10 protein-coding genes are annotated in these 10,096 nt (G+C 61.0%); 7 read left to right on the top strand and 3 right to left on the bottom strand.

Annotated elements, in window-relative coordinates; genetic code table 11:
• Positions 1-102 precede the first annotated feature (102 nt).
• From VGU61_RS22605 to VGU61_RS02130, 4 genes are all read left to right on the top strand, one after another.
• Positions 103-435, top strand: coding sequence for a Flp family type IVb pilin (locus VGU61_RS22605; RefSeq protein WP_414691583.1), 333 nt, complete (start codon positions 103-105; stop codon positions 433-435).
• 117 nt (positions 436-552) lie between these two features.
• Complete coding sequence (locus VGU61_RS02140) at positions 553-1,164, top strand: A24 family peptidase (RefSeq protein ID WP_326857450.1); 612 nt, start codon at positions 553-555, stop codon at positions 1,162-1,164.
• Positions 1,165-1,167: 3 nt separating this feature from the next.
• Positions 1,168-1,416: a transposase gene (locus tag VGU61_RS02135; protein ID WP_326857449.1), complete on the top strand. Its 249-nt coding sequence runs from the start codon at positions 1,168-1,170 to the stop codon at positions 1,414-1,416.
• An 85-nt stretch (positions 1,417-1,501) separates the two neighbouring features.
• Positions 1,502-2,884 carry a vWA domain-containing protein gene (locus tag VGU61_RS02130; protein ID WP_326857448.1) on the top strand — a complete coding sequence of 461 codons (1,383 nt, stop codon included), beginning with the start codon at positions 1,502-1,504 and terminating at the stop codon, positions 2,882-2,884.
• A 104-nt stretch (positions 2,885-2,988) separates the two neighbouring features.
• On the opposite strand, the gene VGU61_RS02125 is transcribed toward VGU61_RS02130, so the two are convergent.
• Positions 2,989-3,153: a hypothetical protein gene (locus VGU61_RS02125; RefSeq protein WP_326857447.1), complete on the bottom strand. Its 165-nt coding sequence runs from the start codon at positions 3,151-3,153 to the stop codon at positions 2,989-2,991.
• A gap of 641 nt (positions 3,154-3,794) precedes the next feature.
• Here VGU61_RS02125 and VGU61_RS02120 point away from each other — a divergent pair.
• Positions 3,795-4,802 carry a tripartite tricarboxylate transporter substrate binding protein gene (locus VGU61_RS02120; protein ID WP_326857446.1) on the top strand — a complete coding sequence of 336 codons (1,008 nt, stop codon included), beginning with the start codon at positions 3,795-3,797 and terminating at the stop codon, positions 4,800-4,802.
• A gap of 166 nt (positions 4,803-4,968) precedes the next feature.
• On the opposite strand, the gene VGU61_RS02115 is transcribed toward VGU61_RS02120, so the two are convergent.
• Positions 4,969-7,053 (bottom strand): hybrid sensor histidine kinase/response regulator, encoded by a 2,085-nt coding sequence (locus tag VGU61_RS02115; protein WP_326857445.1) that lies wholly within the window; start codon positions 7,051-7,053, stop codon positions 4,969-4,971.
• 89 nt (positions 7,054-7,142) lie between these two features.
• Complete coding sequence (locus tag VGU61_RS02110) at positions 7,143-8,096, bottom strand: cyclase family protein (RefSeq protein WP_326857444.1); 954 nt, start codon at positions 8,094-8,096, stop codon at positions 7,143-7,145.
• A 315-nt stretch (positions 8,097-8,411) separates the two neighbouring features.
• Here VGU61_RS02110 and VGU61_RS02105 point away from each other — a divergent pair, with 315 nt between their 5' ends.
• Positions 8,412-8,627 carry a hypothetical protein gene (locus VGU61_RS02105; protein WP_326857443.1) on the top strand — a complete coding sequence of 72 codons (216 nt, stop codon included), beginning with the start codon at positions 8,412-8,414 and terminating at the stop codon, positions 8,625-8,627.
• 352 nt (positions 8,628-8,979) lie between these two features.
• Positions 8,980-10,096, top strand: a 1,117-nt coding sequence (locus VGU61_RS02100; RefSeq protein ID WP_326857442.1) for a tetratricopeptide repeat protein, incomplete at its 3' end; no start/stop codon positions are given.

The raw sequence follows: 10,096 nt of genomic DNA, 5'->3' as shown, positions 1-10,096 counted from the left end.
TTCCAGAGCACCTAACAAAATGCACTAACAAAATGTTCGGCTTCAGTTGAACACGGATGGCAATGCAAACGCAGACATGCATTTCGTTAGGTGCTCTGCACGATGAGAAAGAGGCGGCATCAAGGGATGGCATCTCGATATGAGCGGTTCAGCAGTCATCGACTTCTCCATTCTGCGTTATGCCTCTTCCGCATCGGAAGCCCACTCACATCTTCAGGAGGAATCATAAAATCGAAATTACTGGATCACGTCAAACACTTCATCCGTGACGAAGAAGGCGCAGCCGCCGTCGAGTACGGACTGTTGGCCGCATTGATCGCCGTGGTGATCGTGGTCGCCGTGTCGACCGTCGGCAATCGCGTCTGCGAAACCTTCCGCACCATCGTCACAAAACTTGGCGGCTCCGCCGCTGCATGCACCGCAGCAGCGACCTGATACTCGCGCCGCGTTGTTTCCGGCCTGGTTATCTGACGAACACCAGACCGGAAACACGCCGCCGAGGAACGGGACCTTAATAAAGCAAACCGACAACTACGAACAGCAGCCTGCGCCATGAACATCATCACACCATCACTGATAGCCGCAGCGGTCGTGGCGATTCTATGCTCGCTGCTTCTGTGCGCCGTCATCACCGACATCAAGGCGCACCGCATTTCAAACCGGCTGGTCCTTATCGGCGCCTGCGCCGGAATCGTATTCAACACCACGCTGCCGGAAGGCTATGGCTTCGTCAGCGTGCTGCCGGGCGCGCTTGGATTCTGGGGATCGCTGTGCGGCCTGGGAGCCGGACTCGGCCTGATGTTGCCGCTTTACCTGCTGCGCGCCATGGGCGCCGGCGACGTGAAGCTGATGGCGATGGTCGGCGCCTTCCTCGGCGCACATGCAATCCTGAACGTCGTGCTGGCCACCTTCGTGATCGGCGGCCTGCTTTGCATTGCGGTCGTGCTCCGCAACCGCATGCTCGCCCTGCTGTTGAACAACCTGCGCACCATGCTGCTGCCCGGCTTCTTCAAGATGATGCTCAACGAGATGCCGACAATCGACGCGGCTTCGTCGTCCGCGGGGAAGCTGCCCTATGGCGTGGCCATCGCTGCCGGAACGTTTGCATGCGTGATGCTGACATCGATGGGTATCGATCCCGCGAACGGATATTGGGGCATGTGAACCATGGCGCGCGAACTGGTCAACGACAAGCTGTGGGAGCAGATCGAGCCGATGCTGCCGGTGAAGCGGCGTCGCAAGATCCACCCGGGCCGCAAGCGGCTGGACGACCGGCGTGCGCTGACCGGCATCCTGTTTGTGCTGCAGTCAGGCATTCCCTGGGAAATGCTGCCCCAAAACTGGATGAAGGCGACATGGTGTACCTGGTCGAAACCTTCTACAAATTCCCCCTGCTGTTCGGCGCGATGCGGCTGAGCGCGGACATCGTGACGCCGGATATCGATCCGGAGCTGTATGCAATGACCGTGTTTTGACGCGGCCTGAAACCACGAAGCATGCGATGAGAACATTCAACTTGAACAAGCAGCGTGGCCAGGTCTTCGTCGTGCTTGCGGTATCGATGGTGCTGCTGGCCGGTGCGGCCGGACTGGCGATTGATTCCGGCCTGGGTTATCTCATCCGGGGAAAACTGAATGCCGCGGTCGATGCCGCGGCAGTCGCCGGTGCGCGCGCCGCGGCGCAGGGCGACACCCGGGCCGAACAGCAGGCCAACGGTGTACGCGCCGCCAGGCATTTTTTTGCGGCGAACTACCCGGCCGGTTATCTCGGCTCGGTGGCCACGCTCGATGCGCCGGACGTGGCTTTCGACAGCCCGCGGCCCGGCGTCATCACCGTCAACGTTAGCGCCCGGGCCAGGGTGCCGGTGACGCTCATGGGCGTGATGGGATTCGACGTGCTGGATATCGCCGCCTCCGCCGAATCCATCCGCAAGGATGTGGACCTGGCCTTCGTGGTCGACACTTCCGGATCGGTCAATCCGGTGGCAGCTCATGTCAGGCAGCATTCGGCCGCCTTTATCGACCGCTTCAGCGCATCCACCGATCGCCTGTCGCTGATTCACTTCTCATTTGGCGCGGAAGTCGATGTGCCGATCCGCACCGGTCCGCTCAGGGGATTCGACAAGCGGCAGATGGCGCGCGAAGTCGGCGCATACCAGTTTTCCGGCCTGACCAATTCGGCCGAGGGTTTCTGGCATGGCCGCGACCAGCTCAACCGGGTCGGACCGCGGGACCGGTCCAGCATGCGGGTCATCGTCTTTTTCTCGGACGGCACGCCCAATTCCTTTGCTTCCCGCTTCGCCTTCCGCAATCCGGCGGAATGCGACCGGCCGGGCGTGATCGGCACCGGCGACGGCATGGCCGCAGGCCGGCCGACGGGCCTGGGGAACCACACGAGTCAAAACACCCCGGCGGCAGGCGCCTGCAACAAGGGCGGCGGCATATCGGCGGCGTTGTCCCCGCGAGGCATGCCCGCCTGGTACAACGCCCATGACCCGGCGGACCGTGAATTTCCGATCGTGGCCAGCGGTCCCCGCCCTGTCACCAATGACACCAGCACACCGCAAGCCACATGGATGAATGTGAACCGCGCGTCGAAGAACCTGGTGGAAGCGATGGCCGCGAAGGCGCGCGCGGAAGGCATTCATGTCTTTACGATAGGTCTCGGCCCCTTGCTGAAGATCGTCAACGCGCCCGATTCCATGCCGGACGATACCGGCGAGAATCTGCTCAAATGCATGGCGAATTCGGAGGATGCGCCGCAGCGGTGCAAGCGGGCCAGCGCCGGCCATCCCGTGGGCGTCTATTGCCATGCGGCGACTGCCGCCGATCTGGAACCCTGCTTCGCGACCCTCGCGGCGGAAGTGCTGCGTATTACGAAGTGACGATGCGCGGTCGAGGGACGCCGCCGGTGAATCCGGCCGCATGCTGCAGCGAACCGGCGCTGACGGCTTCCCGTCATCGACGGAGGGTGTTGGTGAAAACCGCTCTAACGGAGACTGAGCACTTTATATACCGCGTCGAAATCTTCCTCGATCGCTTGTACCTGTTCCGCTTTTGCAATTTTTACCAACTGCCGCAAGGCGAGTTTGAAAAGGTGTCGGTCCTTTTCACTGGCCTCATCGCTTAGCGAAGCAATCAGCGATTCGATCATTTGGTCTGAAGGACGCATGTTTTTTTCCGGCAGATTGAGGACCCCGAAGGCTTTGCAAGTTCCATGCCGGAAGGATAGGCATCCTGCAAGTGCTGTATCACAGCGCAAAAAAATAGAGTACGACCAACACCGCGATGATGCAGAAAATGATGTTGGCGACGAAATCCTCAGGTTCCACTAATCAGTCCTGATCCCAAAGTCATAGTGACCGCAGGATGAAGCACAAGTTTGGCTTTCCACGCGAACAGTTGACGTACGTCACCACCGTGCGGGCATTAACGCACTGGGCAACGCTTGGATTGTTCTCCCGGACCCGGCACAGCCGTCTCGCCTTATCGGGAAATTAGTACCTCTTTATTACAACGGCGTGCAAACGTGTGGAAAAAAACGGAACAGATCTTTATTGAAGTCTGAAGCCAAGGCCCGCAAACCTGCGACATAACCGCCGAATCATGGTCCAACAACCGCAATGTCGGCGCGGAAGATATATGCGAGGATGAACCGGGATGAAACCGTGGTCATTCGCGAATCGAAGCCCTTGCGTTACTATATCGCTTGCAACGCAAAACAAAGTTCCACCCTGCGGAATCAAGTGATGCCGCCATGCCGTCTTTCAGAAAAACATCCAGGAGATAAACAGAATGAACAGAATCAAGATGAGTTTCCGCCACCTGCTGTCGGCTTCCGTCGCCGTCGCTTGCGTCATCGGCGCGACGAGCGGCCATGCGCAGAATTATCCGGCCAAGCCGGTCACCATCGTCGTGCCGTTCGCTGCCGGCGGCACCACCGATATCCTGGCGCGTGCGGTCGGCGCCGAACTCAGCAAGTCGATGGGCCAGCAATTCATCATCGACAATCGTCCCGGTGCGGGCGGCAATATCGGCGCGCAGATCGTTTCACGGGCAGCCCCGGACGGTTATACGCTGTTGATGGGTACGGTGGGCACGCATGGCATCAATCAGTCGCTGTATTCGAAGCTTCCCTATGATCCGGTCAAGGATTTCGCGCCGGTCACCGTGGTCGCGGCGGTGCCGAACGTGCTGGTGCTGAACGCGGAGTTCGCCGACAAGAACAAGATCAGCGACGTCAAGAGCCTGATCTCCTACCTGAAGCAGAATCCCGGCAAGGTCAACATGGCCTCCTCCGGCAACGGCACCTCGATTCACCTCGCCGGCGAGCTGTTCAAGACGCAAACCAAGACCTTCATGGTCCATATCCCGTATCGCGGTTCTTCGCCTGCCATTACCGACCTGGTCGGCGGCCAGGTGCAGGTGATGTTCGATAACCTGCCATCCGCCATGCCCTTCATCAAGGGCGGCCAACTGAAGGCGCTCGGCGTCACCAGCAGCAAACCATCGCCGGCATTGCCGCAGGCCGCGCCGATTTCCCAGACGGGCGGCGAACTGGCGAACTACGAAGCGAGTTCATGGTTCGGCATCCTCGCACCTGCCGGCACGCCGAAGCCGATCGTCAGCCAGTTGCAGCAGGAAATCGCCAAGGCGCTGTCGAGTCCTGCGGTGAAGGAAAAGCTGGTGGCCCAGGGTGCCGACCCGGTCGGCAATACGCCGGAACAGTTCGCCGCTCACATAGATGCCGAGACCAAGAAATGGGCGAAGGTGGTGAAAGACTCCGGCGCGAAGGTGGACTAGGGATGTATTGCATACCGGCGTGCGCAATGCAAAGGCACGCCGGCGCAAGCGCAGGCGATGCGGCATTCATGGTTCGCAGGACCGCGCTTCCCTTGCTTCGGCAGATTCATCGCGCTGACGGGCGGTCCGGCAGCTTCCCGCGAAAGCAGCATCGGTCATCCCCGCCTCACCGTTGCAGCAGCTTCAGCATGTCTGCCACCTTGCCGGCCAGCAGCTCCATCGCAAAAGGCTTGGTCATCACTTCCATGCCCGGCTCCAGCAGGCCGTTGCGGATGGCCGCGTTTTCCGCATAGCCGGTGATGAACAGCACTTTCTGCTCCGGATACATAGCCCGCACCGCATCCGAAAGCTGGCGGCCGTTCATGCCACCCGGCAGACCCACATCGGTAATGAGAAGATCCACCGGCTGGGAAGCTTCCAGCGCCTGCAGCGCCTCGTGGCCGTCGCCTGCTTCGCGGACGCTGTGCCCGATTGTGCGCAGCATTTCGACGATCAATGTACGCACCGCCTCTTCATCCTCGACCACCAGTATCCTCGCCGCTGCCCCGTGCTTCTTGCCGGCGGCGGGAGACGGCGGCAGGATATCGTCCTGCTCCTCGTTCTCGTAGCCGGGAAGATAGATCTTGACGGTCACGCCGAGGCCGGGCTCGGAGTACAGGCGGATGGTGCCGCCGGACTGCTTGACGAAACCGTAGACCATCGACAGCCCGAGGCCGGTCCCCTGCCCCATCGGCTTGGTGGTAAAGAACGGATCGAATGCGCGCTCACGCACTTCGGGCGCCATGCCGGTACCGGAATCGGTCACGCTGATGCGTATGTAGCCCCCCGGCGCGGCGCCTTCATGACCTGCCACATAGCGTTCGTCCAGGCGCACGTTGGCCGTCTCGATCGTCAGGTTGCCGCCGTCGGGCATGGCGTCCCGTGCATTGATCGCAAGATTCAGCAAGGCGCTTTCGAGCTGGTGCGGATCGCACAACGTGCGCCAGAGGTCGGGAGAAAGCACCGTCCCGACACGAATCGCGGGACCGGCGGTGCGCTGGATCAATTCTTCCATCGACGTCACCAGCGCATTCACATCGGTCGGCTTCGGCGTTAGCGTCTGGCGGCGGGAAAAGGCCAGCAGGCGATGCGTAAGCGCGGCAGCCCGGTCGACCACCGACATGGCTGACTTGAGATACGGCAGCAGGTCCGCCGTGCGGCCTTGCGCAAGCCGGAATTCCATCAGTTCCAGGTTGCCCATCATCGCCGCGAGCAGGTTGTTGAAATCATGCGCAATGCCGCCGGTAAGCTGGCCGACGGCTTCCATCTTCTGCGCCTGCCGCAATGCTTCCTCAGTTTGCTGCAACGCCTCGGCCTGCTCCTTCAGCACCGTGATGTCGCGTCCGTTCGCATAGATGAGGTTCTCTTCTGCTGCGGCGGTCCAGGAGAACCACCGGAATCCACCCTCCCTGTGGCGGATGCGGACTTCAAAATGCACCACCGGCGCCCGCAGGGCGCGCCCGACCGCCTCGTAGGTCGGCTGTATATCGTCCGGATGGACGATAGGCTCGAACGGCTGGTCGGTCAATTCCGCCGGCGGATAACCGAGGATGCTGGTCCACGCCGGATTGACGGACCGCAGGATGCCCTTGCCGTCGATGATCAGCAGCAGGTCCTGTGAATTGCGCCAGATGCGGTCGCGCTCGCGGGTGCGCTGCTCGACCTGCTGCTCCAGCGTGGCGTTGAGCTGGCGCAGGCTGGATTCGGCGTCCCTCAATTGCTGCTGCATGACAACGCTGTCGGTCGTTTCGCTGCCCGCGCAGAGTACGCCGCAGATATGATCTTCGTCGTCGAAGGCCGGAGAGAACGAGAAGGTGAACCAGCGCGCCTGCGCACCGCCGTCGCGCAGCATCGGCAGCGGATGATTCTTGAAGAAGGTCGATTCGCCGGCCAGCGCCCGTTGAATGTACGGTTCGAGTTCCGGCCACAGTTCGGGCCAGATTTCCGGATGAGGCTGTCCCAGCGCGCCGGGATGGCGATGTTCCAGGACCGGGATATAGCTGTCGTTGTAAACACAGCTCAGGTTTTGTCCCCAGAGGACGAACATCGGAAACTTCGTGCCGAGCATCAGGCGTACGATCCGCCGCAACGACCACGGCCATGTCGCGGGCGGACCAAGCTTCGAGCCAGACCAGTCGTGTGTGCGCATCAGCCGCGCCATCTCGCTGCCGCCAGCAAGAAAGTCCTGGATCGCGGTTTCCGGTTTGTTCACGAATGCCTCTTTATGCAAGCCCGGTGCGACATGATGTTCCTTTGACGGGCGGACCGGCGCATCGCCGGCCCGCCGCTCTTTTCGCTACCTTACCGGATGGCGATCGGATTGATGATCGCCTGCACCGCGCCGGTGATCCTGGATGGCCCAAGGGTGAAGAAGGCTTCCCATGCCTTGTCCTTCACCATTTCCTCGGTGTTCATGTTTTCCAGGATGAAGATGCCGTTCATGGCCAGCAATATCTGGTGCACCTCGAATGCGCCGGCATTCGGCTCGGCCGGCAGCACCTCCACCGCCCAGCTGTCTGACCCCACCATGGCGACGCCGAGCGATGCGAGGTAATGCGCGCCGTCGATTCCCAGGCCGGGTTCGCCGGCGCTGTAGCGCGCATCGTCCTTGCCGATCAGCTTCGACCAGCCGGTGTAGAACAGCACGACATCGCCCTTGTCGATCGACTTGATGCCCTGTTTTTTCATCGCGCCTTCGATCTGCTCGCGATTGAATGCCGTACCCTCCTTCACCGGGTTCATGCCGAAGTACGCGGTCATGTCGAGCACTACCGCGCGGGTGGCGATTGCCGGGACGGTTTCGATGCCCAGCCGCCGCAAGCCGTCTTTTTGCACGAAGTTCGGCGCGTAGTTGCAGTTGTAGTAGACATTGTTGATGCCGAGATGTCCGAGGCCATCGAGCTGCGAACCGATACCCACCCAGCCATTAATGATGTCGTCGTTGTAGGAAGTTCTGGTCGGCCCGATCGGACCGTTTTCCTGCCCCGGCTGGACGACGGTCAATTCGAAGCTGCGCGGCGCATAGGCTGGCGTGTTCTTGTTCGTCTCGATGCCGAGCCGATACGACTTTCCGGTCTTGATCAGCTTGCTCGCCTCCCTGGTTTTTTCGGGCGTAATGTAATTCAGATTGCCGATCTGGTCGTCCGGGCCGAATTTCGACGGAAAGCAATCGGCATGTGCGGGCGCGGCAACGAAAGATGCAATCAGCGCCAGTGCGGCCAGGCAGCCTTTCTTGCGGTCGGGGGTTGGTGTCATCGTTTGTCTCCTTTGGTGTTGGGCAGCGAAGTAGTGATCGAATGGGTTGCCTTCATCCTTCCTGACTGCGGCGCCGCGGCCGAACCGCGCTGCATGCTCCGGCTTTGCCATGCTGTGCAGGCATGCCGTTGCTCCTCCCTTGCTTTATTAATAACGCCACCTCGTACGACTATTTGCGCCCCTTTTTGGTTGCAATCCCGGCGTTGCCCGGTCTGAGAGATCGCATCCGACCTCCGCAAAACCCTTTACCACTTTCATGGCAGTAATTTATATTCGTCAATATTGCAGATCGTCATGACTTTTAAGGGAGGTTCGATGAGCGACTTATTGAAGCTGCGGGTGTTCGGCATGAGTGAAACCAATCCGCAGGGTATTCCGGAAGATCCGCGCCGCTGCATCGTCGAAATGATCGACAGCAGCCGGCGCCTGCTGCGCAAATACCAGTGCGAGAAAGGCCGCGGTCACGGACCGGACAAGCTGTACTGCGCGTTCCACGCCCGCAGCCTGCCGAAGCCGGAATCCCGTTCATAACGGTCCGGCCGCCGGCACGACGGTACTCTCCAAACTTGTCCCGCGCGGGCCGGCTGCCGCCGGCCTTCTTTGCCGGCCCTCTCTTTTCCGCCGCTTCCGCGTCGCCCGCCACGCCCCTGAGGAACGATCCGGGGTCGAATACCACACACGAATGCACCATTGACGCCACAGGATCCGAGCGTGCCTTTGCATGCCCGGCGTGCAGCGTCCGACGTTCGAAACAGCCGGTTCCGACCAAGGAAAGGAAAAAGAGTGGAAGCCGACGAGCAGAAACAGGACACCAAGCCCGCCACCCTGGCGGCCATGCTTGAAGAGGAAGCAACACGTTGCGAGGAGTCCGCGGACCTCGTCCATGCTCTTGAGACGTGGCAGCAGGCACTGCAACTATTGCGGCAACAGGAAAATCCAGGCGGAATGCGCGTCGCGCATCGGCCGCTTGCATGTCAGGCTCAGGCAGCATGAGCAGGCGATCGTTTCCCACAAGGAGGCGCATGGCGTACACGTTACCTTGTGCAATGCGCATGGCGAGATGATGAGCCTGAACGCAATGGCGGAAATCTATCAATCGCTCGGCCGGCATGGTGAAGCGGTCGCCTTGCTCGAGTGTGCGATGGCACGCTGCCGAACGTCCGATAGCCGCAAGAACCTCGGCACCCTTCTCAACAACATCGGCGTGTCCTACCGGGAATTGAATCGGCGTGAACAGGCGCGCACATACTATGAGGAAGCAATCGCAACCCAGCGCGAGGCGGGCGATACGATTGGCCTGGCCCATACGCTGCACAATCTCGCCGCCCTGTTCATGGACAACCGCATGTATGCCGAAGCGCGCCCGCTGCTCGAGGAAGCCTGCGCCGTCCATGCCGCCAAGGCGGACCTGTGCGGCGAAGGGCGCATCCAGCTTTCCATCGACAGGCTGCTCGAAGAACAGGGCGCGCCCGAGGAGGCAGCGACGTATTACGGGAAAGCACTCTCCGCGGCAAGACATCCCTCTGTCCGCAGCGTCGAGGACGAGGCGGCGGCGCTTCACCATCTGGCGGGAACGGCCCTGGCCATGAACGATCATTCCCATGCCCGGCATCTGCTTCAGAAGGCGCTCGACATCGTCATCGAGGCACAGTTGCGCAGCGGCGAGGCGAAAGTGCTGTACCGCTATGCGAAGTTGAACGCGACACTGCACCAGCACCACGAGGCGCTGAACCAGCTTTTCAGAGCGAGAAAGATCGAGGAAGAGACGGGAGACGAGACCGGCCTGGCCTGTACCGATGAAGCCATCGGCATGCTGCTGTCGGGATTCGGGCAGCACGCGCTGGCATGCTGGCATTTGGCGAGGGCGGCGCGGATCCGGGAAAAGACGGGCAACCTCGAAGCCATGGCCAACACGCAGCAATTGATGGGCCGTGCCCGAGAGGCGCTGGGGCAACAGGATGAGGCCATGCGGCACTATCAATCCGCCACCTTCCTGCACG

Origin of the sequence: Noviherbaspirillum sp. (assembly GCF_035944575.1) — a bacterium.
In the GTDB taxonomy this organism is placed as follows: Bacteria; Pseudomonadota; Gammaproteobacteria; order Burkholderiales; family Burkholderiaceae_D; genus Noviherbaspirillum.
This window is presented reverse-complemented; position numbering and strand designations above follow the sequence as displayed.

Excerpts from the sequence above, each read along its gene's own strand:
- VGU61_RS02110 (WP_326857444.1), bottom strand. The coding sequence starts at position 8,096 with ATGACACCAACCCCCGACCGCAAGAAAGGCTGCCTGGCCGCACTGGCG.
- VGU61_RS02140 (WP_326857450.1), top strand. The coding sequence starts at position 553 with ATGAACATCATCACACCATCACTGATAGCCGCAGCGGTCGTGGCGATT.
- VGU61_RS02120 (WP_326857446.1), top strand. The coding sequence starts at position 3,795 with ATGAACAGAATCAAGATGAGTTTCCGCCACCTGCTGTCGGCTTCCGTC.
- VGU61_RS02135 (WP_326857449.1), top strand. The coding sequence starts at position 1,168 with ATGGCGCGCGAACTGGTCAACGACAAGCTGTGGGAGCAGATCGAGCCG.
- VGU61_RS02130 (WP_326857448.1), top strand. The coding sequence starts at position 1,502 with ATGAGAACATTCAACTTGAACAAGCAGCGTGGCCAGGTCTTCGTCGTG.
- VGU61_RS02105 (WP_326857443.1), top strand. The coding sequence starts at position 8,412 with ATGAGCGACTTATTGAAGCTGCGGGTGTTCGGCATGAGTGAAACCAAT.
- VGU61_RS02125 (WP_326857447.1), bottom strand. The coding sequence starts at position 3,153 with ATGATCGAATCGCTGATTGCTTCGCTAAGCGATGAGGCCAGTGAAAAG.
- VGU61_RS22605 (WP_414691583.1), top strand. The coding sequence starts at position 103 with ATGAGAAAGAGGCGGCATCAAGGGATGGCATCTCGATATGAGCGGTTC.